Below are 26,048 nucleotides of genomic sequence, written 5' to 3' on the forward strand. Positions count from 1 at the left end.
GTAAATAAAAAAGGGCCATTTTAATTCCCATGATACAATGTTTTCGACCAAGAAAATCTGTATATGGAGGAATTAAAATGACCCAACTTAATCTTACTTTAAATATCGAAGAATTAAAAGACCAGGTAGCTAACTCTGATCTAGATACCCTTGTTAAATCTTCCCTCGTCTTAGTGCTTAATGAGTTCATGGAAAAAGAACGTAATGACTACTTAAACGCCAAGGCTTATGAAAGAACTGACGAACGTTTAGACTACCGAAATGGCTACTACAATCGTGATTTTGTCATTTCAATCGGCAAGCTTACTTTAACCGTTCCTCGTACAAGGAACGGGGTATTCTCCACTTCATTATTTGAAAAATACAAGCGTGTAGATCAGGCACTGGTGCTTTCAATGATGGAAATGGTGGTCAATGGCGTTTCTACTCGAAAAGTTACTAAGGTAATGGAACAACTTTGTGGTGAAAGTGTATCTAAGTCAATGGTTTCTAACATTACCAAAAAATTAGATCCGATTGTAAACGAGTGGGCAACACGCCCTCTTAATGTCATGTACTACAAATATGTTTACGTTGACGCTATGTACATTAAGGTGAGAGAACATCAACGAGTTGTATCCAAGGCGGTCTATATTGCGATTGGAATCAATGAAAAGAATAAGAGAGAAATTATTGGCCTCAGCGTGAATCATGCAGAGTCCAAATCTGGTTGGATTCAATTCTTCGACCATTTAAAATCCAGAGGGTTTCAATCACCTCAAATGATAATCTCTGATGCGCATGAGGGCTTGAAAAGCGCTATTCGAGAATCTTTTATTGGGGCAAGTTGGCAACGCTGCACCTTTCACTTCAAAAAAAATATGATTGATGTAATGCCTAAAAAAGACTCTCGTGAAGCCAAACAAATCATCAAAAAAATCTTTGATGCCTCTACTCCACAAGAAGCTAGAGAAATCAAAGATGGATTCATTACCCTATTCGAAGGACGAAGTTCTTATCAAAAGGTTATAAAGGTTTTAGATGATGGATTTGAAGACGCGATTCAGTTCATGAATGAGCCTCAGGAATATCATCAAAAACTAAGAACCACAAATAATTTGGAGAGATTAAATTCTGAAATACGAAGACGCGAACGTGTGATCAGAATCTTTCCAAACACGCAATCAGCCTTTCGACTAATTGGAGCAGTTCTGATGGAGCAGGAAAAAGCCATGGATCCAGGAAACAGAAAATATCTCTATTGAGTTTTCAATGTTCTTTTGGGGTCCTCCAGCTAGCTGGAGGACCCCAAAAGAACAATCACTAATATTGGTTGAAGACATGTATTTGAATTTACACAATAAAGTGGACTTGACTAGTTGGAACATGTGAAATGAGTAGATTGAAGTATAATGGAAGAGACTTTTTATAGTATAAGGTGAGAGGGCATTCAGCTAGAGGTGGTGAGGGGTACTTATCGGCGAAATATTAAGTTTAACGGCGAAATTTTCATTTTAACGGCGAAATCCCTGATATAACGGCGAAATTTTCATTTTAACGGCGAAATCCCTGATATAACGGCGAAATTTTCATTTTAACGGCGAAATCCCTGATATAACGGCGAAATTTTCATTTTAACGGCGAAATCCCTGATATAACGGCTAAATATCAAATATAACGGCGAACGCATATCCCCTACACCGAAAGCACCTGCCGACCCTTCCCAAAGAAACCTCCGCCCAAAAAATTCAATAAGCAGAAACCCGCCTCCCTGCATAAAGTTCATTCCCTCTACTAACTTTCATCAAACTGATGAGAATTTATTTAAATTTTGCCAAAACTAGTTTATCATAATGAAGTAGATGCAAATTTGTAAAGTCAGCGGAGTTAAAGGAAGGTACACATATGACATTAGAAAATGAAAGAAATATTACGAGAATACATATGGATGGGAAAGAATACATCCTGATCGGAACGGCCCACGTTTCCCGTCAAAGCGCAGAGCAGGTCAAGGAAGTGATCGAAGCGGAGAAGCCGGACACGGTGTGTGTGGAGCTCGATGAACCGAGGTATCAATCGATCGTCGAAGGAGACAAATGGAGAGATACAGACATCTTCCAGGTAATCAAAGATAAAAAAGCGACATTGCTCCTGATGAACCTTGCCATCGGCTCATTTCAACGGAGGATGGCGAAGCAGTTCGGTATCAAGCCAGGTCAGGAAATGATTCAGGGAATCCAGTCGGCAGAAGAAACAGGAGCGAAGCTGGTTCTTGCCGACCGCAATATCCAAATTACATTTTCACGGATTTGGAGCTCTGTCGGATTCAGCGGCAAAGCAAAGCTTCTGACTCAAATCGTTTACAGCATATTCAGCAATGAGACCATTTCCGAAGAAGAGCTCGAAAAAATCAAATCTCAGGATATGCTTGATTCCATGCTGAATGAATTCACACAGGTGTTCCCTAAATTAAAGACACCGTTAATCGATGAGCGGGATCAATACCTCGCACAAAAAATCAAGGATGCACCGGGAGAGAAGATCGTTGCCGTCCTTGGTGCAGCCCACGTGCCGGGGATTACGAAAGAAATTCATAAGAACCATGACCTCGATAAGCTGAATAGCCGTCCTGCCAAATCGCCATGGCCGAAGATCATCGGGTGGGCGATCCCCTTCATGATTCTTGCTGTTATCGCTTATACCTTCTTCTCCAATCCGGATGCAGGTATTCAACAGGGAATCAGCTGGATTTTATGGAACGGTGGCTTTTCTGCCCTGGGCGTGGCCATTGGGTTAGGTCACCCATTAGCAATTTTGACTGCTTTTGTAGCAGCCCCATTCACGTCTTTGAACCCGTTGCTTGCAGCAGGCTGGTTTGCAGGATTCGTTCAAGCTTATTTCCGCAGGCCTAATGTAGGGGATTTTGATTCTCTCCCGGAAGACGTATTAAGCGTCAAAGGATTTTGGCGGAACAAAGTGACCCGGATCCTCCTCATTGTGGTGCTTGCCAACCTGGGCAGTACGCTTGGGACGGTCATCGGTGGAGCCGACGTCGTGCGTTTATTCATTGAAAATTTATAAAAAGTCTTAAATAAGCCGTCCTTCTGGATGGCTTATTTTTTCATTGTTATTGGTATATTATGTTAAAGTATAGATGCAAAGATGAAATGGAAGGAGAATGGCATTGAAGCGATTTCTTGGCAGGAACGCCCATTGGTTATTGTTTTTTATTGTAGGCTTAAGTCTATTGACAGGATTCACCTTCATGAAAAATTCAGTACAGGGAATCATCGCGGGGATATTCGGGTTGGTTGGATTTGCAGGTGCTGCCTATCTTGCATTTTTCATGGAAAGAAAAAAGCGTACATAATGAGTGGCAGGAGAGGTCTCTTTTATGCCTTCAGAACATCACTTGATTGTTTCAGAGACTGATAAGACCTACACCCTTCATCTTCTAATAGAAAGGATACACAACATGATATATGTAATCAGGCATGGACAGACCGATTTGAATCAAGAAGGCAGGCTGCAGGGCAGGAGGGGCCGTCCGTTAAATGAAGCTGGCATGATTCAGGCTCAGAATGCAAAAGAGGCGTTATGTGACATTCATTTCGATTACGTCTTTTCTTCCCCTCAGGAAAGAGCGGTGCAAACGGCAGAAATCATCTCAGGCAAAGAGGTGAAAGTGGATGAGCGATTGGATGTATTTGATTTAGGTGAGGCGGATGGACTGTTGAAGACTGAAGTGAAAATGTCTGGATACCTTCCTGATCAATCCGTCTATGAAGGAATAGAAAATAAGGAGGACTTCATGGGGCGGATCTTTTCATTTATGGATGAGCTTCAAGGGAGTTTAGCCTCCAAGGATGTAAATATCCTGATATCAGGACACCGTTGTACAACAGGGGGGATTGGTGCCTATTTCAAAGGAATTCCAACAGATCTGAACATCCTCCAGTACTCATCGAACAATGGTGAGTTTAAGACGTACCGCTTTAAATGATTTTTTTAGGAAAAATGTCCCTGAGGCGTTTTCAAGGATGCAGGTTGGGTATATAGTTATTAGCCTTTACCCGCAACCCTGTGGGGGGAAGATAATAGGAGCTGTGGAAAGCGTTGTTCAATATACACGACAAGTATTCAATTGTTTTGTATCAAACATATGTTGCCAGAATGCAGGCTTCTCGCAAATCTCAGAAAATCACAATCCAAATGCTTTCTCAGTACACAGGCTTTTCTGAGGAAATTATTCTCGAAGCACTAGAGCTTGGAACATTATCACCTGAATTATCTTATGGATAATCACCAACGTGTAAAGGTCTAAGAAAATTATTTTCCCCACCAGGGTTGACCCATCTTATGGCGTTACATCATTGAATGATTTTGTAAAATAAATAAATGTGGCTTTATTAGCATATATTGTTGTTATTATTAGACGTTAATGGGAAGATCATTGGTACCTTGAGATAGCGTAATAAAAAACTTTTATAGCAATGAATCAAAGGCAATGTACTTAAATGACGTTGATCATTACTATTCAGAAGATGAATTAATCCAGTGAATATGGTTTTTATCTTCGATGGTTGATTGGAGCGGAAGATGCTCGACTCCTGCGGGAACTGATGGACAGGTGAGACCCCGCAGGACGAAGTCCGAGGAGGCTCACCGCCATCCCCGCGGAAAGCGAGCATCTGGAGCGGAAATCAACCGCATCTGACTGTTTATAAGCAACAATGTTTACAAAACAACCATAATTTTTAAAGAATATATTGAAAAAACAAGCCTATATTTATTATAATAGCAGAAAGGATTTATAGAGGAGGATCTAATGGACACCCACAGGAGTAAAAGGATATCAAAGTTATACCGAAAGTTGATTACTTCTGATGCAACACAAGCTTTCCTTATTTATAAAGGCCTAGATGAAGCAACCAAAGCAGAATTACTCGATTTAGTGGCAGAGATGGGCGCACAGCACTCAGAAAAACTTTTGAACAAAATAAGCTAATATATATGCCAAACATAAAGACCTGGAGAAGGAATTCTCCGGTCTTTTTTATTGTGCGCCCGGCATGGGTGTAATCTATAGGGTGAGAGTCCCGAGCCGTGAAGACAGTTGTAGCGGTTAGCTTAACGCAAGGGTGTCCGGGGTGACCTGGAATCTGAAGGAAGCGGGCGGCAAACCTCCGGTCCGAGGAACACGAATCTCATATAAGGCTTGTTGCACTGGATGAGTCTGCAATACAAGATGAAGTCCGAACTGTCGAAGGTGCAGAAAGTAAATGAGGCGGATAGATGGAGGGAAAGATTACACTCTTACCCGGGGAGATCTGGCGGATACGCCTTGAACACTTGGTAACCGGAGAAGTGATTCTCCGCTGAACCGCCAGAAGTCAGCCGAGGTCATAGTACCGGCTTTTCTCGAGGAAGCCGGGAAGGACTGAACAATCAAGAGAGTGCCACGACCTGGCTCATGGTAACTGAGAGACTCACAGACAATCTGAAAAGAGCTTTCCATTTAGAGGTAACGGTGAATTCCGTAAGGGCTGGTGGAAGTGTGAGGCAGGGTCATCGAAAGAGGAAACGTGACACACGAAGGAAAGGAATATCAGTGATGTTGATGAATATGATTCTGTCTAAACCGAATATGCTTGAAGCACTGAAACGTGTAGAACGTAATAAGGGAAGCCATGGCGTGGATGATATGCCCGTACAAAACCTGCGATCGCATATCATGCGCGAATGGCAGTCGATTCGCAAGAATCTCCTTGGGGGAACCTACAAACCGGACCCGGTACGTCGGATCGAAATCCCGAAACCAGACGGCGGCGTCCGGTTGTTAGGCATCCCAACGGTGACAGACCGTATGATTCAACAATCAATTGCCCAAATACTCTCCGGGATATACGAGCCGACCTTCTCTGATCATAGTTATGGGTTCCGACCAAATCGGAGTGCCCATGACGCCGTTAGAAAAGCGAAGATGTATATCCGGGAAGGGATATCGCTGGGTTATCGATATTGATTTAGAAATTCTTTGACAGAGTGAATCATGATAAGCTCATGGGTCTTCTGGCGAAGAAAGTAAAGGACAAAGCACTTCTGAAACTGATTCGTTCTTACCTCAATGCAGGAATTATGATAGAAGGTGTAAAGGTGAAAAGCGAGGAAGGTACGCCACAGGGCGGACCTCTCAGTCCATTGCTTTCTAACATCATTTTGAATGAACTGGACCAGGAATTAGAGAGACGGGGGCTACGTTTTATACGGTACGCAGATGATTGTAATATCTTTGTCCGTTCGCCAAAAGCCGGTAACCGGGTGATGACTTCAGTGACGATGTTTCTTGAGAAGAAACTTAAATTGAAGGTAAACCGAAAGAAATCTGCGGTGGATAGACCTTGGAGAAGAACGTTCCTTGGCTTTAGCTTTACATCGAATCGTAAACCAAAAGTCAGAGTTGCCTCCCAAAGTATAAAACGGTTGAAACAGAAAATCCGTTATCTAACTTCCAGATCTTCAGGATGGTCGATGGAGGGACGAATCAGAAAGCTGAACCAATATTTAATGGGATGGATCGGCTATTTTCAGCTGGCTGATACACATAGCATCCTAAAATACCTGGATGCATGGATCAGAAGAAGATTGCGAATGTGTCTGTGGAAGCAGTGGAAACTGCCGAAAACTAAAGTCCGTAACCTCATTGCGCTCGGCGTTCCAAAATGGAAGGCATATGAATGGGGAAATACCCGGAAGGGGATATTGGAGGGTCGCACAAAGTCCAATACTACACAGAACCCTTGGCAATTCCTTTTGGAATCGCCAAGGGCTCCTAAGTCTTATCGGTAGGTATGAAAGTCTTCGTCAACCATCTTGATTGAACCGCCGTATACCGATCGGTACGTACGGTGGTGTGAGAGGTCGGGGATTAATCATCCCCTCCTACTCGATTTGTTTCCTTACTCACGGGAAAAAGAGAAAGGTGCGGATTACACCGGTAGTTTCCTTCGAAAGGACTGATACTTTTGTAAATAAGTAAGGGGAAAAGAAAAACAGATACATCACAACAGACTATTTTCCTGTTTTTATGTAAATAGGAGATTATTCCTTTTTATTCAAAATAATGTTGTATTATTATATAATGATATTTATAATATTAAGAAAATTCTATAAAAAGAGAGGGGGAGCGCAATGAAGGTGTATATGTCTGTGGATATGGAAGGGATTACCGGTCTGGTCGATCATACCCACGTTAGTCGCCAGAAGCATAATTACGAGCGTGGAAGAAGGCTCATGACCGGCGAGGCAAATGCGGTGGCAACCGCTGCATTTAATGCGGGGTGTCAAGAAGTGCTGATCAATGACAGCCATTCTGAAATGAATAATGTATTAATTGAAGAGCTGCACCCTGAAACGAAACTGATATCCGGAGGAGTGAAACCATATTCTATGGTTCAAGGACTGGATGGATCGTTTGATGGTGCTTTTTTTATAGGGTATCATGCCCGGGCCTCTATGATGGGTGTGATGTCGCACTCAATGACCTTTGGGGTGCGCCACATGTTCATTGATGATGTGGCTGTTGGGGAGCTCGGGTTCAATGCCTATGTCGCCGGATATTATGGGGTACCTGTATTGATGGTGACAGGGGATGATCAAACGGCACGCGAGGCGGAATCCCTGATTCCCAATGTGAAGACGGTCATTGTAAAGGAAGCGGTATCCCGGTCCGTTGCGAAGAGCCTGACACCTGAGAAGGTGCAGAAATTGTTGTATGAGAAGACGCCTGAAGCGATACATAACAAAGGAAATGTTAAGCCACTTATCCCACCGGATCGTCCGGTATTGCGGATAGAATTTGCAAATTATGGCCAGGCCGAATGGGCCAGCCTCATGCCGGGGACGGTTCATGAACCTGGTACAACCACAGTCAGGTTCGAGGCGGAAGATATTCTTGAAGCGTACAGAGCGATGCTTGTTATGACTGAACTCGCCATGCGCACTACATTCTGTTAGAAAGTGAGAGATCTATGGGCACATATTTGATGAAGAGGCTGCTGGCGATGGTGTTGACACTATGGTTGATTGTTACATTGACATTCTTTCTGATGCACGCAATACCGGGTTCGCCTTTTAATGAAGAGCGGAATACAAGCGACATTGTTCAGCAGAATTTAGAAGATCATTATCATTTGAATGAACCACTGATGGTTCAGTATTTTCTCTACATAAAATCACTTGTATCTTTAGACTTTGGTCCCTCCATCACACAGCCGTCCCAAACGGTGAATGATTTGTTGGGGAGAGGCTTTCCGATTTCATTTGAGTTAGGGATGCTTACACTATTGATTGCCGTCTTTTCAGGGATCACCCTTGGCGTATTGGCTGCCCTCAGGCATAACGGCTTGATTGATTACGTGGCAATGGGCTTTGCCGTTCTGGGGATCTCCATTCCCAATTTTGTAATGGCCACACTCCTGATTCAGGTGGTAGCGGTGAATTGGGAAATACTCCCTGTTGCGACCTGGACAAGCTGGCGGCATATGGTCCTTCCCACCCTGGCGCTTGCTACAGGGCCTATGGCAATCATTGCCCGCCTGACACGTTCAAGCATGCTGGAAGTCTTGACCCAGGATTATATCCGGACTGCCCGGGCGAAAGGTTTGTCACCAATGAAAATCGTAGTCAAGCATGCTCTTAAAAATGCCTTAATGCCGGTGGTAACGGTGCTTGGAACCCTGGCTGCAGGCATATTGACGGGAACTTTCGTGATTGAACAGATCTTTGCGATACCTGGAATGGGAAAATATTTTGTGGAGAGCATCAATCAGCGGGATTACCCTGTCATCATGGGAACGACCGTCTTTTACAGCGCTTTTCTCATCGTCATGTTATTTCTCGTAGATTTAACTTATGGATTCCTTGATCCACGGATAAAGTTGCACAAGAAGGAGGCGAAATGATGGGAATCCGAAAACAACAGGATCGATTGATGACAACTGAGGTGAAGGACGAATGGTTTACCCCGAAGCGAAGTCATTCAGACGACAGAGAAGCGGTGGTAAGGCCGAGTCTCTCATACTGGCAGGATGCCTGGAACCGTCTGTTGAAAAATAAACTCGCCATGTTTGGTTTAATATGCTTGATCGGATTGCTCGTGATGGCGGTGTTCGGGCCCGTCATTTCGCCCCATGATGTGACAAAGCAGACGCTTTCTAGTCAAAATCTTCCCCCTTCTGCTCAGCATTGGTTCGGGACAGATGATCTCGGCCGTGACGTTTTTACACGTACTTGGTATGGTGCAAGGATTTCCCTTTTTGTAGGTTTTATGGCAGCCCTGATCGATTTCGTCATCGGAATCGTCTACGGGGGGATCGCCGGGTATAAAGGGGGCAAAACCGACCAGGCCATGATGCGCATTGTCGAAATTCTATACGGCTTGCCTTATTTATTGGTGGTTATTTTATTGATGGTTGTCATGGGACCGGGTCTTTTGACGATTATCGTGGCCCTGACCGTTACCGGCTGGATTGGAATGGCAAGGATTGTAAGGGGACAAGTACTTCAGATCAAGAATTATGAGTTTATACTCGCTTCCAGGACATTCGGGACGAAAACAGCAAAAATCATCCGGAAGAACCTGTTGCCGAATACGATGGGGCCGATCATCGTGCAGCTGACATTGACGGTGCCCAGTGCCATCTTTGCCGAAGCGTTTTTAAGCTTCCTTGGGCTCGGCATCCAGGCCCCTTATGCGAGTTGGGGCGTGATGGCCAATGATGGGCTTTCGACGATCCTTTCAGGATACTGGTGGCGCTTATTCTTCCCGGCTTTATTTATTTCATTGACAATGTTTTCATTTAACGTGTTGGGCGACGGATTACAGGATGCCCTTGATCCGAAGCTGAGGAGGTGAACAGAATGGACCACGTATTAACAGTAAAAGACCTCGAAGTCTCATTTACGACTTATGGGGGTGAAGTCAAAGCGGTCAGGGGAGTGAGCTTTGATCTCAGTAAAGGTGAAACGCTTGCCATTGTAGGGGAATCGGGCTGTGGGAAGAGTGTAACCTCCCAAAGTATCATGAAATTGATCCCTTCTCCACCGGGGAAAGTGACGAACGGGGAGATACTCTTTAAAGGGTCCGACCTGTTAAAGCAAAGTGAAGCACAAATGAGGAAGATCAGGGGAGCAGATATTTCCATGATCTTTCAGGATCCGATGACTGCCCTGAACCCGACATTGACGATAGGGGAGCAGTTGATGGAAGGGATACTGGAGCATCATCCGATCGGCAAAAAAATGGCCAAACAAAGGGCGATTGAGATGCTTTCTCTTGTGAGTATCCCAAATCCTGCAGAGAGGATGAGGCAATATCCCCATCAGTTCAGCGGCGGGATGAGGCAGCGGATCGTGATTGCCATGGCCCTTGCGTGTGAGCCGGATGTGTTGATTGCCGATGAACCTACAACCGCTCTGGATGTAACCATACAGGCACAGATTTTGGAACTGTTTAGAAAAATACAAAACAACACCGGTGTTTCCATTATATTGATCACCCATGATTTAGGCGTTGTCGCCCAGGTGGCCGATCGCATTGCGGTCATGTATGCGGGAAAGATTGTGGAAGAAGGGACAAGAAGGGAAATTTTCTACTCTCCTCAACACCCTTATACGAAAGGGTTGCTGAAGTCGGTGCCGCGGCTGGATCTCGAAGGGGAAGAATTGTATCCGATCCCCGGGTCACCGCCGGATTTATTTGCACCACCAGTCGGATGTCCGTTTGCTGCCCGGTGTGAAAAAGCAATGGAAGTGTGTGTGCGTGTCCATCCGCCAAAGACACAATTATCCGGGGATCATCATGTGGAATGCTGGCTTCAGGATGAACGGGCGAAAAATATGGCGCTTTCATCGATTAGTCTGACAATCAGGTAGGCTAATTGTTTGATAGATCAATACTATACAAGGGGGAAAAACATGAAAAAGCTAATGACATTCTGTTTAGTCGGCATGCTTCTGTTTGTTATGACTGCATGTACTGCTACCAAAGATGCCGGGAGTGAATCAGACAGCAAGACAGAAAATGCAGGAAAGGTTCTTTACTTGAACAATGGCGGGGAGCCTACTTCATTTGATCCGCCGATCGGGTTTGATTCTTATTCATGGACAGCGCTTAACAACCTGATGGAAGGAATGACACGGCTGAATGCAAATCACGAACCAGAAGCGGCCATGGCAGAAAAGTGGGATGTTTCTGAAGATGGGAAAGTATATACGTTCCACATTCGTGATGACGCCAAATGGTCGAACGGGGATGATGTGACAGCGGGAGACTTCGTCTTTGCCTGGAAACGCTTATTGGATCCGGAAACCGGGTCTCCAGCTGCATTCCTGGGTTATTTCATTGAGGGTGGTGAAGCCTTCAATACGGGAGAGGCTGCTGCTGATGACGTAAAAGTTGCTGCACTGGATGATAAAACTTTCGAAGTGACATTAATCAGTCCGCAAGCCTACTTTTTAAGCGTAATTGCAAACCCTGCTTTCTTCCCAATTAATGAGAAAGTGGCGAAAGAGAATCCTGAATGGTACGCAGAAGCGGATTCTTTCGTTTCTAATGGACCTTTCACTTTGGCAGAGTGGGAGCATGACAGTCATTTTGTGATGGAGAAGAATGACCATTATTGGGACAAAGATTCAGTAAAGTTGAATAAAGTTCATTGGGCAATGGTCAATGATTCTAACACCGATTATCAATTATTCAAGACGGGGGAACTTGATACTTCAGATGTTCCGGCAGATCTAAGCAAGCAATTATTCGATGAAGGAAAGGTGAATGTTGAAGACCAGGCCGGAACCTACTTTTACCGGTTCAATGTCGAGAAAGAGCCTTTCCAAAATGAAAACATAAGAAAAGCATTCGCGATGGCAGTCGATCAGCAGCAAATGGTGGACTTTGTCACAAAGAATAAAGAGAAAGCCGCCTACGGATTTGTGTCGAACGGATTTAAAGACCCAGCCGGGACAGATTTCCGTGAAGCAAACGGGGACCTTGTGAAAACAGACGCACAGGAAGCAAAGGCGTTGCTTGAAAAAGGCATGAAAGAAGAGGGATACGACAAGCTCCCTCAAGTCACTTTAACGTACAGTACGAGTGACACCCATCAGAAAATCGCAGAGGCCCTTCAACAAATGTTCAAGGAGAACCTTGATGTAGAAGTAGGGTTGGCCAATATGGAGTGGAATGTATTCCTTGATGAACAAAAGGCATTGAAGTTCCAATTATCACGCAGTTCATTCTTAGCCGACTATGCGGATCCTATCAATTTCTTGGAAAATTTCCAAACCGGCCACACGATGAACCGTACGGGCTGGAGCAATGGAGAGTATGACAAGTTGATCCAGCAGGCGAAGAATGAGGCGGATGAGACGAAGCGTTTCGACTATATGTATGAAGCGGAAAAAATCCTCATGGATGAAATGCCGATCATCCCGATCCATTTCTACAACCATGTGTATTTACAAAATGAAAAGGTATCCGGTATCGTCCGCCATCCGGTTGGTTATATGGAATTGAAATGGGCAGATAAACAATAGAAAGTAAAACAGAAGGAGTGGAGGAGCGCAGGAGAAAAGCCTCGCGTTTACCTCCTTTTTTTCTCGGAAAGGAGTAAGGGATAGTGAAGCCTTCTAAGTTGAGAAAAGGAGATACTGTCGGGGTGATCGCACCTGCAAGTCCGCCAAAAGCAGAACCACTGCAAAAGGGTGTGGACTTTTTGGAAGAGCTGGGTCTCAAAGTGAAAGTGGGGGCGTCTGTATATAAGACATTCGGTTATCTTGCCGGAAAGGATCAAGACCGTATAGATGATATCCATACGATGTTCAGTGACCCTGAGGTGAAAGCGATCATCTGTGCATGTGGCGGATACGGGACTGGGCGGATTGCCGCCGGACTGGATTATCATTTGATCAGAAACAACCCGAAAATCTTTTGGGGTTACAGTGATATTACATTTCTACATACAGCCATTCATCAACAAACAGGTCTCGTGACGTTTCACGGGCCGATGTTAAGCTCCGATATTGGACTAAAGGATGTTCATGACGAGACCAAGGGGAGTTTTCAACAATTATTTCATACAGGAGAACTCGCCTATTCTTTCGAAGGATCAAAGCTTGTGACAGTAGTGGAAGGGAAAGCGGAAGGCGAGGTGATCGGCGGAAATCTGACGTTACTTTCAAGCACGTTGGGAACACCATACGAGGTAGATACAAAAGGCAAAATCCTTTTCATTGAAGATATTGATGAAGAACCTTATAAAGTTGACAGGATGCTGAATCAATTGAAGATGGCTGATAAATTCAGTGAAGCAGCAGGCCTCATCATCGGTGACTTCAAAAATTGCGAACCGAAAAAACGGGAGGACTCCCTGTCATTGGAGGATGTGCTGAACGAATATATCACATGTGAAGGAAAGCCGGTCATGAAAGGGTTTCATATCGGCCATTCATCACCAAGCATCGTGATTCCGATTGGCTCCAGAGCAAGAATGAACACCTCTGACCACAGCTTCATCATTGAGTCCCCGTTCAGTGAAGAGGGGACGTCATGAAAATAACCCAAATAGATACATATAGGACATCCGTCCCCTTGCATACGCCATTCAAGACTGCACTCCGGACTGTGCATGAAGCTGAGGCAGTGATTGTGAAGGTCACATGTGATAACGGGATGACCGGATGGGGAGAGGCCCCTCCTACAGTCGTCATCACAGGGGAGAGTCTGTCAAGCATTGAAGCTGCGATCCAGCAAGTCATCACACCTGTCATCATCGGGAGCGACCTTCTTGATTATGAAAAACTGTTCCAGTATATTCACTCCTGCATCATTGGGAATTCCAGCGCGAAGGCAGCTGTTGATATGGCGATTTACGACTGTTTGGCACAAAACAGCGGGCTCCCCCTTTTCAAGTATCTTGGAGGATACAGGAATGAACTTGAAACGGATTACACGGTGAGCATCAATTCCCCTGAGCAGATGGGTGAGGATGCGGAAGCGTATGTTGCGCAAGGGTTTCATATATTGAAAATAAAAGTCGGAAAAGATGACGCATCTCTGGATATCAAAAGGATTCAAGAAGTACGAAGCCGCGTCGGGAATGGGATCACATTGAGATTGGATGCCAACCAGGGATGGGGCACGAAGGAAGCCATCTCCGCGATTCGAAAAATGGAAGATCTGGATCTTGGAATAGAATTGGTAGAGCAGCCGGTCCCGGCGTGGGATATTAAAGGGTTAAAATGTGTCACTGACGGGGTGGATACACCGATCATGGCTGATGAGAGTGTGTTCAGCCCCCAACAGGCATTTGATGTCTTAAAGACCCGCAGTGCAGACTTGATCAATATTAAGCTGATGAAGTCGGGAGGGATCTATCAAGCCGAGAAAATTAATGCGATGGCTGAGTTATGCGGGGTCGAGTGCATGGTAGGAAGTATGATTGAAACACGACTCGGCATTACAGCCGCGGCCCATTTTGCGGCGAGTAAGAAAAATATCACCCGCTTCGATTTCGATGCCCCGCTGATGCTTGCCAAGGATATCGTAAAGGGCGGAATCCTTTACAGTGGAAGGAAAATTTCTCTGCCGGCCAAGCCCGGGCTTGGTGTGAATCATATCGAAGGATTGGGAAAGGGGAAGGAAAATGAATGAATATGGGATGATCATTGTTCCTGCCGCAACAGTATGGACGAATCCAGATTCGGCCCGTGAAATAGATGCAGGCGCCATTTCAAACCCTGTGAATATCTCTGGCTGGTTGGATTCTTTAACAAATGAAACCCGGCTGGCACTGTGTGATGAGAACCGGATACAGACCCAATGTTTATTTGGTGAAGCTGTCATTGTGACAGAAGAGAAGGATGGCTGGTCACATGTCACCATTCCTGATCAGCCGTCACGTAAGGATGAACGGGGATATCCGGGCTGGATACCGAGTACCCAGATAATAAGGGGTGAATTACCCCATTGTGAAAAATATGCGATCGTCAAAACCCCATTTTCACCATTAGTTACAAAAGATCCAGAAAGTGGAATAGAGCTGAGCTTCCAAACGGTTCTGCCTGTAATAGAAGAGCAAGGTGACCTGATCAAAGTAGCCACTCCTTCCGGGATCGGCTTCCTAAGAGCAGAGGATGTAACCCTCTCTTCCACAAAGCTGCCCAGCCGGAAAGGGACGGGTAAAGGCATCGCTTCGTCAGGCGAGCGGTTCCTCGGCCTCCCCTATTTATGGGGCGGAATGTCAAGTTACGGCTATGATTGTTCGGGTTTCAGCTATACGATGTGTAAAACACAGGGCTATCTGATACCAAGGGATGCCACTGATCAGGCGAAAGAGGGAAAGGATGTCCCGCTGGATTCATTAATGGAAGGAGATCTTCTTTTCTTTGCATATGAAGAAGGAAAAGGGAGCATTCATCATGTAGGCATATATTATGGAGACGGCAAAATGATTCATTCCCCGACAACAGGAAAGAGCATAGAAATCCTGGCATTGAAAGGAACCTATTACGAAAAGGCGCTGTGCGGGGCAAGACGCTACTGGGGGGATCGTGAAGATGGATGAACCAATACTTGAAGTGAAGAGTTTAAAGAAGTACTTTCATCTTGAAAAAGGAAATGTATTAAAAGCGGTCGATTCCATTTCGTTTTCAATCAACAAAGGTGAGACTTTCGGTTTGGTCGGGGAATCGGGATGCGGGAAGTCGACAACCGGAAGGACCGTCATCGGTTTATACGACCGGACAGATGGAGAAGTCCTTTACAAAGGGAAGAACGTTCATACGCTCCGAAAAAAAGAGAAGTTCTCCTTTTCCCGCAGCATGCAGATGATCTTCCAGGATCCGTATGCCTCTCTCAATCCCCGTTCAACGGTGAGGGAAATCATAGCTGAACCGATGGAGGCGCACGGCATTTATAAGGATAAGAAAGAACAGATGGAACGAATATATCAATTGCTCGAAGATGTCGGTTTGAATCGTGATCACGCCAACCGGTACCCCCATGAATTCAGCGGGGGGCAACGACAGCGGATCGGAATCGCCAGGGCATTGGCTCTCGAGCCTGAATTCATCATCGCAGATGAACCGATCTCTGCCTTGGATGTGTCTGTTCAGGCACAGATTGTAAATCTCTTAACCACATTACAAAAAGAAAAAGGATTGACCTTTTTGTTCATTGCACATGACCTGTCAATGGTGAAGCACATCAGTGACCGGATCGGCGTGATGTATTTAGGGCAAATCGTCGAAATGACGGAAAGCTCCGAACTGTATAGGAAGCCTCTTCACCCTTATACCCAGGCGCTATTATCAGCAATTCCGATTCCGGACCCAGACATCGAGGATGCAAGGGAAAGGATGCTCATTGAAGGAGAGATTCCAAGCCCGATCAACCCTCCAGGCGGGTGTGTGTTCAGTACCCGTTGTCCGGCGGCCATGGAGGCATGTACAATCCATAAACCAAAGTGGCAGGAAGTAGAAGACAAACATTTTGTTGCATGTCACTTGTACGATAAGGAATACAGCCGTGAACGGGATGAAGTGGCTGCCACAAAATAATGCAGGGCGAAAGAAAGATCCAGGGTTTGTCATCCTGGATCTTTCTTATTTTATCGGTCTGTTTCTCTGAACGTGATGTTGACCAGCTTCTCCGTCGGAGTCTCGTACTGAATGTCAATCAGAACACCAAATTCCCTTCCATCCTGTTTCAGCCAAAGTTTAAACTTCTCCGTCGAAACTTTCGACCCATTTTCCCTTCCGATATGCAGATAATCAATAAGATAGGCCCGTGGATATTTCTCTTTGGTTTTCTGGACTGCAAGACTGCCCCATTTGGCATAGGATGGGATTTCTTGCTGAGCATGAACAGTGTGATGGGATTCAATCGATGCCAGCATGCACATAGAAAGTAGAGAGAAAGAGAATAGAAACATTTTTGTCCTTTTCATGGTTTAACCCCTTTTTTCAAGTAGGTTGTTCAAAAAGAGCTGGAATATCCCAAGTATGACGATTTTTATCGGGCGTTGCATCATGAAGTGTATAAAAAAGTAAATGAAATATTTCTTTTTATTAGAATATTCTTTACTTACCGGCGTAAAAATTTTAAACTGTGGAGGTGGGAAGAAAATCTTTCCAATCATTGAAAGGAGGCGATGACGATGATGACAATCGTCGATGTACAGAAAATGAATGATTATGAGGTTCTTTCACTTAAAACATAGCGTAGGAGGACATGATGAGAACAACATTGGAAGAAGTAAAAATCGTGGAGTATCATAATGGGTTAGCACAAGGGGTAGCGAAAATGTGGAATGAAAGCCGTGAGAACTGGGGCGGGGGATTCCACTGTCACAACAGAGCAGGATGTTCTTGATAAAGAAGCGAACTCATCGAACCTTCACCTGTTTCTTGCAATGGTAGGGGATGAAGTGGCAGGATACTGCGGTCTGTCCGAGTACCGGGAGGATCAGGACGCTCTTTATATCCCATTATTGAATGTGCACCCACAATATCAAGGGTTGAAAATAGGAAAAAAACTTGTCATCACGGCCGTAGAAAAAACGGTGGAATTAGGATGGCCGAGACTCGATCTGTTTACCTGGCCGGGGAATACGAAAGCGGTCCCGCTCTATAAAAAATGCGGATTCTTCTGGGAGGACCGTGATGATACTGTCCATTTAATGAATTTTATCCCGATGGTACTGCAAATTGAACTGTTAAAACCATTTTTCAAAAAACATGACTGGTATCACACGTCGCAGAGATCAATAGAAATCAAACCTGACGGGCTGAAAGAACAAGACCATACAGTATACGAATACAGGTGGGAAGCAGGGGAGGATTTCGTTCGTATTCAGGTGGAGAGGACAGGTCGGGGAATCCGGTTGATAGAGACGAACGATCTCTTCGTACAGATGAGTCTCCCTCACTTCAAGCTTCTTGAAAAAGTGGGGCATACCGTATCTTACCGGGTCGAAAATCGTATGGAAAAGCCAGTGGAAGTAGAGCTGAGAGGAATTCTTTCACCTGACGTCCAGCATGATTTTCAAGAGAAGATAAAAGTGGATTCCGTTTGGGAAGCGGCATTTCCGGCAAGCGTTGAGATGCCGGACAGGGAGCCGAGCCCGTGGAAGACCCATCCGACCGTAGGGTCCCTAATAACAGTGAATGGCGTGACGCTGCCTCTGAAAATGGGGATCTTCCCGAAACAGGCCGGCAAACTTCATTTAAGGTCAGTGAAAAAGCAATGGAGACCATCCAGTGAGGAAACGCTTTACCTCGACCTTGAAAGTCAGTTAAATGAAGATACGTCCTGGACGATCAAACTTCCCAACAATGACGTGGTGCAGTGGAAAAGGGAAGAAGTGAAAGTGGATATCAGTGGTAATGGCAGAACCTCAGTCTCATTACCTGTCCAGGTGCTTAGAAACGGTCACATATCTGAAGACGTGACGGTATCGGTAGAAGCGGGCAATGGGGAGACCACCACTTTCACAACCAGAATGTCTCACTCCTTTCCGGGATCCGGTGCGAAGTTTGGCGGCGAAACAGAAGAGCATTGGACCGGATACAATGGGCCATATTATGTAGAGATTGAAAAACGGAATCATATTGTCAAGATTGGATCGACAGGTTACACGAAGGATCCCATTACCCTCTTCACTCCGAAACTGGGCAAGCCATATAGTGAAGAATTCTCCAAGAAGGAAGCCTCGGCTATTGAATTCATTGAGCTTCCGGAGGCTTTCGTCATGAAAACAACACTCATGTCGGACACATTTCCTTCAATCCTGCTAAACTCCTATTATAAAATCTTTGGGGACGGCTTGGTGGAAATCAAGCATGAAGTTGTCAATACCGGCGCAAGTGACAGGGAGGGCCTGTCGCTGTTCCAACCGATTTTCACCAGCCTACAAGGGATGGCGGTGCCTCATAAGGATGGGGTGCTGATCGGAAATGAATCCCTTGTACCATTCATGGATTATCTCCATCATCATCTCATTTCTGAGAGATGGCTTTACCTGTCTTCAGCGAAGGGGGAAAGCTTCGGTCTATCCTGGCCGGATAACGCCCGTGCTCTAAAAGACGACTGGCGGATGGCTTTCGAATATCACATGGATCACGTAAAGGCCCATGAAGAAGTATGCCTCGGTCCGATCCGGGTCGGCGTGGATGTGTCCGGTCACTGGTCAAAATGGCGTGAAACCATACTTGGAAGCAACGGGGTTGTACCTAAGGAAGTGCCGCTCTACAGTTTTGAAGGAGAGAATGGTGATGTGGTTTGTAAAGCGGGAGAAATGGTGGATTATTCGTTTAAAACGAGGATGTCCCCATATGTCCACGGCAATCTTACAGTACGAAATGGTGCCGAAACACTCACGGAAAGCTGTCTGAAAGAGGAAGAGATGACGAGCATGAAGGTCGGTCTCAAACATCAGGCTCCTTGCATCAAATGGCTGAAAGGCGAGTTTCAATCTCCAGGTCAACATGGATCGTTTGAAACGGTGCAATTCGTCCAGGGATCCAGTGCAGTGAAGGTGGAAAAAGATGGTGATATCTGGTCGGTGGACAACGGGGCCCTCACGTTCCAAGCGTCCGCTTCTTACTTCCCTGGTATCTTCTCGTTAAAGATCAGGGGGGAAGAGGTGCTGGATCATCAATATCCTTCTCCTGGTCCCCGCGGCTGGTGGAATCCATGGGGCGGCGGGATTGGGTTTGCATTCCACGATGTCAGTGCCTATTCAAAGCTGAAAGAGGCAACGGAGATTGAACACGTCACAAAAGTGGATCAGCACGGCAATGAATGGTCAGGAATCTGCCTGATCACAGCGTATAGGGAACATGAAAAAATGAAAGGCGTCATCCTTCGCCAGTATGCGCTTACCCTGCCTGATGTCCCGGTGTTTGCCATATATGCTGAAATTCAGCAGGATTCCGGCAGGACTTTTGCGAAAGAATTACTCGACCTGGAGGCATTCTTCAAGATTGGTGAAGATTTATCAACAAATCACGCCATGTACCCTACAGAAGGCATCTTTAAGCAATACTATGCAGGAACGGATGAGGTTGTGTTGAGAGATACCCCATACGTCACAATTGGCGCAGACGGGGAAGCGGAAAGCATCTCTGTCATCCATCCACATGAGAGAAAGCACTCAGAAGCCTACTTGAATCAGGATGTCTTCCTTATTGGTTCTACCCATGAATGGTCGGCAGCAACCGGGGAAACGGTGAAAATAAAACCGACTGTCCTATTCCATGGAAGTGTCAAAAACACACAAAGCATTCGCCCGATCCAAAACCTGAACTTTCAATAATCGTCACGCGAACCTACATTAAATAGGTTCGCGTTTTTTGGAGAAGGGGACGGACCTCCAAAATCATCGATGTTTTTAGAAGGAATGTTGATTTGGCAAGGTATGAGGTGTATGCATGTGTCATATTTGGAGGTCCGTCCCCCATCTGACATGAAGGGAGCAGATACAAGGTGAATCAACGTGAAATGAGCAGGGTCAATGGAATTGGCTGGAATCAGGGGGCATATGCTGCCTGGGTGAAACGCTATGGTGTGCCGGAGGAGTATGCCGAGATACTGAAAGGGAATCCACAGAGGAAGGTGTCACACTATACATCCTACATAGGGGATGTGAGGGGAAAGAAGATTGCCCATTTATTAGGTTCCAAGGGAAATAAGGCGGTGTGCTTCGCTTTAATGGGAGCAAATGTGACGGTGGTGGATCTTTCAGTGGAGAATAAAGTATATGCTATGGCGCTTGCTGATCACGCCGGTGTAACGATGGATTATATTGTTTGCGATTTGTTGGAGGTGCCGGAGAAGCATCCCCTTAACGATTTCGATGTCGTCCTACTCGAGCTTGGCGTTCTCCATTACTTCGTGGATTTGAAGCCTGTGTTCACCATTGTAAAGGACATTCTCAAGTCAGGCGGTATGTTTGTATTAAGGGACTATCATCCTGTCGCGTCGAAGCTCCTCAAAGTAGAAGCAGGGAAAATGGTGGCTGAAGGTGATTATTTTGATAAGGGGATCGTGGATTTAGATGTAGCGTTTTGGAACTTGCTGGATGAAAGAGAAACTGAAGGATACATTCAAAATAAAATCCGAAGATGGACATTGGGTGAAATCGTCACTTCCTTAGTTGAAGCAGGACTGACAATCAAGCGGCTGGATGAAGAAAGTGGTGTGAGATGGGCATTCCCACATCAAGCTCCACCATCAATCGAACATCACATACCAGGGCTGTATACCATTACCGCTGTAAAGGAGTAAGGGACGGACCTCTAAAACGGTCCTTTTAGTGTAAAAAGAGGCCGTTTAGAGGTCCGTCCCTCAAAAAAAGCTGGTTTCTTCTATTAATATACTTTATCTCCGTTGAAGATGGAGTTTTTGACGATGACGTAGTCGACGGTGCGGATGGCTTCGAGTTTTGTTCCGCCTGCATATGAAATGGAGGATTGAAGGTCTTGTTCCATTTCGATCAGGGTATGTTCTAGAGACCCTTTGTGTTCTACATACATTTTCTTTCCTTCGACGTTTTTCTTTTCACCTTTTTGGAATTCAGAGGCAGAACCGAAATATTCTTTATAGAGTTTGCCCTCTTTCTCAATCGTATCCCCTGGAGACTCTTCGTGACCGGCAAACAGGGAGCCAATCATCACCATTGAGGCGCCGAAGCGGATGGATTTGGCAATATCTCCGTGTGTACGGATGCCGCCATCGGCGATGATAGGTTTGGTAGCGGCTTTCGCACACCAGCGTAAAGCGGCAAGCTGCCAGCCTCCCGTTCCAAAGCCGGTTTTGATTTTTGTGATGCATACTTTCCCCGGCCCGATGCCAACTTTGGTCGCATCAGCCCCGGCATGCTCGAGTTCCCGTACAGCTTCAGGCGTACCGACATTTCCGGCGATGACAAAGCTTGATGGAACATGCTTTTTGATATGCTGAATCATGCTGATCACGGCATTTGAATGGCCATGGGCAATGTCGATCGTGATATAGTCGGGAGTCAGCTTTTCCTCTGCCAACATTTCAACGAAAGCATACTCTTCTTCTTTCACACCGACAGAAATTGATGAAATCAATCCCTTCGCCTTCATATCTTTAATGAAGCTGATCCGTTTTTCAGGCTCGAACCGGTGCATAATATAAAAATAATGATTTTCAGCTAAATAGGCTGCAATTCTTTCATCGATGATGGTTTGCATATTGGCAGGTACCACCGGGAGTTTGAACGTATGTTCACCGAGTGTCACCCTTGTATCACATTCTGAACGGCTGTTAACCACACATTTTGCAGGAATTAATTGAATATCTTCATAATCAAACACATTTTCCATTATTACACCCCTAAATACGAATATTAATTATTGTATATCTATAAAACGTTCGTACATAACGTAATTTACATCATTTTCATGTAGATGTCAAAGGTTTTAAAAATATCAGATGAAAACAGGCAAAAGACCAGAAAGGACAGTGGAAGTCAGTCTATGTTACAGTATAAGGAAGAAATATGACGTTAAATTGGAAAGGTGGTCTACGAATGTATTGGGTCATCGCCCTGTTCGATAGTAAAACAGAAAGCACGATTGAAAACATTTGGAAAGAGCTGACGGTGAAGGATATTTCTTATTATGAAGAAGAAATTGACGACGCCCGCCCGCATATTACGTTGGGAAGTTATACAGAGTTGGACAAAGAAGCATACATACAATCCCTTGAAACCTTTTATGAAGGGAAGGAAGCGGTCAATCTCACATTCAATACTGTCGGATCATTCATGAATTTCGGTACACTATTTCTTTCTCCGACTGTAACGAAGGAGCTTCTCGACTTTCATTCTTCTCATCATGATCATTTCCACTCCTTTCAGGGGACCGCCAATCACCTCTACCTTCCAGGCAGCTGGATCCCTCACTGTACGCTGGCGAATAAGTTACCACCTGAAAAGCTTGCAGAAGGTTTCAAGCATTGTTTAGAAAGGGGAGACCTCATAGAAGGACAAGTAACCTCCATCGCATTGATTGAACTGGTCGATGACACAAGTGAATGCATGGATGCCCCGATTGTGTATGAAAAGCAGCTTGTACGTTAGATAATGTTTAAGGCTCTTTTTGCATAGGCTGGTGTTATTCTTTGCCAATCGCTTATTCGTGACCGTGGATTGAAGGATTAATCTAATTGAGTTCCTCTATTTTCTGCCTTCAACCAGGTAGATGAAGGTTTATGTATGCAAAAATAAAAACTTGCACAGTTGATTTAAGCGAGCATCCCTCGCTGCAATCAACCACCTCTCGCTTGTTTAATGCAACAATGTCTAAGAATCAATCATTTTATGTGGTATTTTACCAAGGAAAAAGCAGTGGATGTTACATCCACTGCTTTTTGTCATGCATGCCGCATGTTTTTTAAGGATTTTCAAGTTAATCCCCTACAAAACGTTTGAACTTTACGTTAACGTAAATGGTAAACTATTAATATCGAAATATTCTAAAAAAGAGATGATGCCATGACATTCAACATATCCCAACTGTCAGAGGAATTCGGCGTGTCGACACGTACGATCCGTTATTACGAAGAACTTGATCTGCTGCATCCTGCGAGAACACAATCAGGAAGGAGAATCTATTCTAAAAGTGATGTAACGAAGCTGAAACTGATTTTCCGGGGGAAAAGGTTTGGCTTTTCGCTGGAGGAAATCAAAGAGATGGTCCTGCTGTTTGATGAGGACAGGAGTGGACGTAAACAGTTGGAACGAACGATTGAATATGGAACGAAAAGGATCGGGGAAGTCACCGATCTCATTCAGGAGCTGGAAGGCATGAGGCGTGAACTGATTGAACTGAGAGATGATTTTGCCCGGAAATTGGAAGGGGAAGAATCCCTCCACGAATGTGACGATAACAAATAGTGAGGAGTTCGATTGCAGATGATGAGGACCATTGAAAACTTTTATAAAGAAGATGTTCACTTACAGTCCATTTTAAAACAGAAACTTCCTAAAGACTTCTTCAACTGGGCAGATCAAAGATTGGATTCATTTGGTGCGCTATGTGCAGGGGAAATCGATGTGCGGGCTGCCCACACGGATCGTGAAGGTCAGCCTAGGCTCATTAAATATAACCGGATGGGGGAAGAGATTTCAGAAATCTGGGTGAATGAGGGGTATAAGAAGACGGTTGAGCAAACGTATAACGAAGGAATCGTCGGTTACATTCATAAACCGATCCCTGAGCTTGGACGCAAAGGTAATTATCTTTACTCCTATGCTCAAGGGTATTTGTTGTCCCAGACAGAGCCCGGTTTCTATTGTCCGGTGACACTGACAATGGCCACTGCACTGCTGCTCGAAAAATATGCCTCGGATGAGGTGAAGGAAAGATTCTTACCTCATGTTCTGTCAACCGGGGACGTAGAATTGTTTGAAGGAGCGACATTCCTGACCGAGAGACAGGGAGGATCAGATGTCGGTGCCAATGATACCCGGGCCGTTTTGAATGGCGAGACGTATCAATTGTGGGGTGAAAAATATTTTGCTTCAAATTCCGGCATGTGCGGCGTTGCGATGGTGCTGGCAAGGATGGATGGAGCAGGAAACGGGACGAAGGGGCTCAGCTTATTTGCCGTGCCATGGCGGAATGGTGATGGTTCATTGAATGGGATCCATATCAGGAGGTTAAAAGATAAGTTGGGTGTCCGGGCGGTCCCTTCTGCGGAAGTTGAATTCAAAGGAGCAGAAGCCTATCTTGTCGGAGAACCCAATCGAGGGATCTATTACATGATGGAAGCCCTGAACCTATCCCGGATATGCAATGCAGTCGCGTCGATCGGCATCATGAGAAGGGCGTATATGGAAGCGAGGAATTACGCTTTTTACCGTGAGGCATTCGGTGAGCCTTTAACCAATTATCCGATGATCCAGGAATCTTTGACCCTCCTTGCTACCAAACAGGAAGTAGAAACGAGTGCAGTCTTTCATCTTGTATCATTATTTGACCGGGTCATATCAGATGAAACCCCGACCACGGAAGAAGAAGCTGTCCTGAACCGCCTGCTGATCGCGATATTGAAGAAGGAGTCTGCAGAACAGGCCATCCATTTTTCTCACGAAGCGATCGAGATGCACGGCGGCAACGGATATATTGAAGACTTTGTCCTACCCCGATTACTCAGGGACGCACAAGTATTAACCGTGTGGGAAGGAACCGCAAATATTTTAGGGTTGGAAGTATTGAGGTTAATGAATAAACATCGTGCCCATGAATATTTTTTGGCATATATCAAGAACGAACTGGCCAACCTCCCTGAAGATCTTAACGTTTATGCAACTCCGGTTAAAGCAGGGGTTGAAACACTTCGGCAGCTGGTTGGAAAAGTAGCATCCTCAGATGAGGATGCCCAGACATATCATGCAAAACGGATTGCTGTACTGATGGTTAAAATCTTTGAAAGCGTTCTCGCACTGAAAGACGCCGGTATAATGGGGGGAGAAAGAAGGAGGCAGATTGCTGAAATCTTCATCGGCCACACTTGGAATCAATCTCAATGGATTGATGAAGATATGAAGGCAGTCCGCTATTTTGATAGTATCGTTGGAGGCAAAGTACGGGTGTAAACAGAGACCCCTGAACCGGTTAAAAGGTTCAGGGGTTTCTTTCATTTCTCACAACAGCATGGACAATCGCATTCCTTTTTAGTTTTACAGGTGCACCGTTCACAGGAACATTCTTTTTTCACCAAAAGTTCCACCTCCTCTGTCATGTTTTTTCACTATTCATCGTGTCCAAAATAAGAGGTTCCATACGCTTTGGGATAGGTGAAAGAACAAGGTGATCTCTAAGGAGCATGATCATTCATAATTTATAACCTCTCCATAGTAACTATAACTTTATTATGTAAACCTTTTTCTCCCTTTTGAAATCTGTTTACAAATAATACAAATTTATATCCAATTGTTTACAAAATAACACCTATAAGGTAATATATGTAATTG

The 26,048-nt window shown here is 45.0% G+C and carries 22 protein-coding genes and 1 pseudogene; 21 read left to right on the top strand and 2 right to left on the bottom strand.

What is annotated here, in order from left to right:
• The first annotated feature begins 77 nt into the window (after positions 1-77).
• The 15 genes and pseudogenes from KH172YL63_RS09315 (at position 78) to KH172YL63_RS09385 (ending at position 16,596) form a co-directional block, all read left to right on the top strand.
• Positions 78-1,244, top strand: a complete 1,167-nt coding sequence (locus KH172YL63_RS09315; protein ID WP_173105843.1) for an IS256 family transposase — start codon at positions 78-80, stop codon at positions 1,242-1,244.
• A gap of 640 nt (positions 1,245-1,884) precedes the next feature.
• Positions 1,885-3,060 carry a TraB/GumN family protein gene (locus KH172YL63_RS09320; RefSeq protein WP_173105844.1) on the top strand — a complete coding sequence of 392 codons (1,176 nt, stop codon included), beginning with the start codon at positions 1,885-1,887 and terminating at the stop codon, positions 3,058-3,060.
• 103 nt (positions 3,061-3,163) lie between these two features.
• Positions 3,164-3,349, top strand: a complete 186-nt coding sequence (locus tag KH172YL63_RS09325) for a hypothetical protein (RefSeq protein ID WP_173105845.1) — start codon at positions 3,164-3,166, stop codon at positions 3,347-3,349.
• 105 nt (positions 3,350-3,454) lie between these two features.
• Positions 3,455-3,982 (top strand): histidine phosphatase family protein, encoded by a 528-nt coding sequence (locus KH172YL63_RS09330; RefSeq protein WP_173108114.1) that lies wholly within the window; start codon positions 3,455-3,457, stop codon positions 3,980-3,982.
• A gap of 825 nt (positions 3,983-4,807) precedes the next feature.
• Positions 4,808-4,987, top strand: coding sequence for a hypothetical protein (locus tag KH172YL63_RS09335; RefSeq protein ID WP_173105846.1), 180 nt, complete (start codon positions 4,808-4,810; stop codon positions 4,985-4,987).
• A gap of 606 nt (positions 4,988-5,593) precedes the next feature.
• Positions 5,594-6,856 (top strand): annotated as a pseudogene (gene ltrA / locus KH172YL63_RS09340) (group II intron reverse transcriptase/maturase).
• Between the two features lie 314 nt (positions 6,857-7,170).
• Positions 7,171-7,995: a M55 family metallopeptidase gene (locus KH172YL63_RS09345; RefSeq protein WP_173105847.1), complete on the top strand. Its 825-nt coding sequence runs from the start codon at positions 7,171-7,173 to the stop codon at positions 7,993-7,995.
• A gap of 14 nt (positions 7,996-8,009) precedes the next feature.
• A complete protein-coding gene (locus KH172YL63_RS09350; RefSeq protein ID WP_173105848.1) occupies positions 8,010-8,942 on the top strand; it encodes an ABC transporter permease in 933 nt (310 codons plus the stop codon).
• Positions 8,942-9,895, top strand: coding sequence for an ABC transporter permease (locus KH172YL63_RS09355; protein ID WP_173105849.1), 954 nt, complete (start codon positions 8,942-8,944; stop codon positions 9,893-9,895). Before KH172YL63_RS09350 ends, KH172YL63_RS09355 begins: the two co-directional genes overlap by 1 nt.
• 5 nt (positions 9,896-9,900) lie before the next feature.
• A complete protein-coding gene (locus KH172YL63_RS09360; protein WP_173105850.1) occupies positions 9,901-10,914 on the top strand; it encodes an ABC transporter ATP-binding protein in 1,014 nt (337 codons plus the stop codon).
• A gap of 42 nt (positions 10,915-10,956) precedes the next feature.
• Entirely contained in the window at positions 10,957-12,573 is a 1,617-nt protein-coding gene (locus KH172YL63_RS09365; protein ID WP_173105851.1) for a peptide ABC transporter substrate-binding protein, read from the top strand.
• 83 nt (positions 12,574-12,656) lie between these two features.
• Positions 12,657-13,589 (top strand): S66 peptidase family protein, encoded by a 933-nt coding sequence (locus KH172YL63_RS09370; RefSeq protein ID WP_232066162.1) that lies wholly within the window; start codon positions 12,657-12,659, stop codon positions 13,587-13,589.
• Positions 13,586-14,689: a mandelate racemase/muconate lactonizing enzyme family protein gene (locus KH172YL63_RS09375; RefSeq protein ID WP_173105852.1), complete on the top strand. Its 1,104-nt coding sequence runs from the start codon at positions 13,586-13,588 to the stop codon at positions 14,687-14,689. The genes KH172YL63_RS09370 and KH172YL63_RS09375 overlap by 4 nt, the downstream gene beginning before the upstream one ends.
• Entirely contained in the window at positions 14,682-15,602 is a 921-nt protein-coding gene (locus KH172YL63_RS09380; RefSeq protein WP_173105853.1) for a C40 family peptidase, read from the top strand. Before KH172YL63_RS09375 ends, KH172YL63_RS09380 begins: the two co-directional genes overlap by 8 nt.
• Positions 15,595-16,596 (top strand): ABC transporter ATP-binding protein, encoded by a 1,002-nt coding sequence (locus tag KH172YL63_RS09385; RefSeq protein ID WP_173105854.1) that lies wholly within the window; start codon positions 15,595-15,597, stop codon positions 16,594-16,596. Before KH172YL63_RS09380 ends, KH172YL63_RS09385 begins: the two co-directional genes overlap by 8 nt.
• A gap of 50 nt (positions 16,597-16,646) precedes the next feature.
• Here the strand turns inward: KH172YL63_RS09385 and KH172YL63_RS09390 are convergent, their stop codons facing one another.
• The gene (locus KH172YL63_RS09390) at positions 16,647-16,985 is read right to left on the bottom strand and encodes a DUF3889 domain-containing protein (RefSeq protein ID WP_173105855.1); all 339 of its coding nucleotides are present in this window, start codon (positions 16,983-16,985) and stop codon (positions 16,647-16,649) included.
• A gap of 287 nt (positions 16,986-17,272) precedes the next feature.
• Between KH172YL63_RS09390 and KH172YL63_RS21590 the strand changes: the two genes are divergently transcribed.
• The 3 genes from KH172YL63_RS21590 (at position 17,273) to KH172YL63_RS09400 (ending at position 21,325) form a co-directional block, all read left to right on the top strand.
• Entirely contained in the window at positions 17,273-17,410 is a 138-nt protein-coding gene (locus KH172YL63_RS21590; protein ID WP_232066163.1) for a hypothetical protein, read from the top strand.
• Positions 17,349-20,354, top strand: a complete 3,006-nt coding sequence (locus KH172YL63_RS09395) for a GNAT family N-acetyltransferase (RefSeq protein WP_232066164.1) — start codon at positions 17,349-17,351, stop codon at positions 20,352-20,354. Before KH172YL63_RS21590 ends, KH172YL63_RS09395 begins: the two co-directional genes overlap by 62 nt.
• A gap of 170 nt (positions 20,355-20,524) precedes the next feature.
• Entirely contained in the window at positions 20,525-21,325 is an 801-nt protein-coding gene (locus KH172YL63_RS09400; protein ID WP_173105856.1) for a class I SAM-dependent methyltransferase, read from the top strand.
• Between the two features lie 83 nt (positions 21,326-21,408).
• Here the strand turns inward: KH172YL63_RS09400 and guaC are convergent, their stop codons facing one another.
• The gene (gene guaC / locus KH172YL63_RS09405) at positions 21,409-22,392 is read right to left on the bottom strand and encodes a GMP reductase (RefSeq protein WP_173105857.1); all 984 of its coding nucleotides are present in this window, start codon (positions 22,390-22,392) and stop codon (positions 21,409-21,411) included.
• A 206-nt stretch (positions 22,393-22,598) separates the two neighbouring features.
• On the opposite strand from guaC, the gene KH172YL63_RS09410 reads away from it, so the two are divergent.
• From KH172YL63_RS09410 to KH172YL63_RS09420, 3 genes are all read left to right on the top strand, one after another.
• Positions 22,599-23,150 carry a 2'-5' RNA ligase family protein gene (locus tag KH172YL63_RS09410; RefSeq protein ID WP_173105858.1) on the top strand — a complete coding sequence of 184 codons (552 nt, stop codon included), beginning with the start codon at positions 22,599-22,601 and terminating at the stop codon, positions 23,148-23,150.
• A gap of 414 nt (positions 23,151-23,564) precedes the next feature.
• Complete coding sequence (locus KH172YL63_RS09415) at positions 23,565-23,966, top strand: MerR family transcriptional regulator (protein WP_173105859.1); 402 nt, start codon at positions 23,565-23,567, stop codon at positions 23,964-23,966.
• A 21-nt stretch (positions 23,967-23,987) separates the two neighbouring features.
• Entirely contained in the window at positions 23,988-25,670 is a 1,683-nt protein-coding gene (locus KH172YL63_RS09420; RefSeq protein WP_173108116.1) for an acyl-CoA dehydrogenase family protein, read from the top strand.
• Positions 25,671-26,048 lie beyond the last annotated feature (378 nt).

This window comes from Bacillus sp. KH172YL63, assembly GCF_011398925.1.
Lineage (GTDB): Bacteria > Bacillota > Bacilli > Bacillales > Bacillaceae_B > Rossellomorea.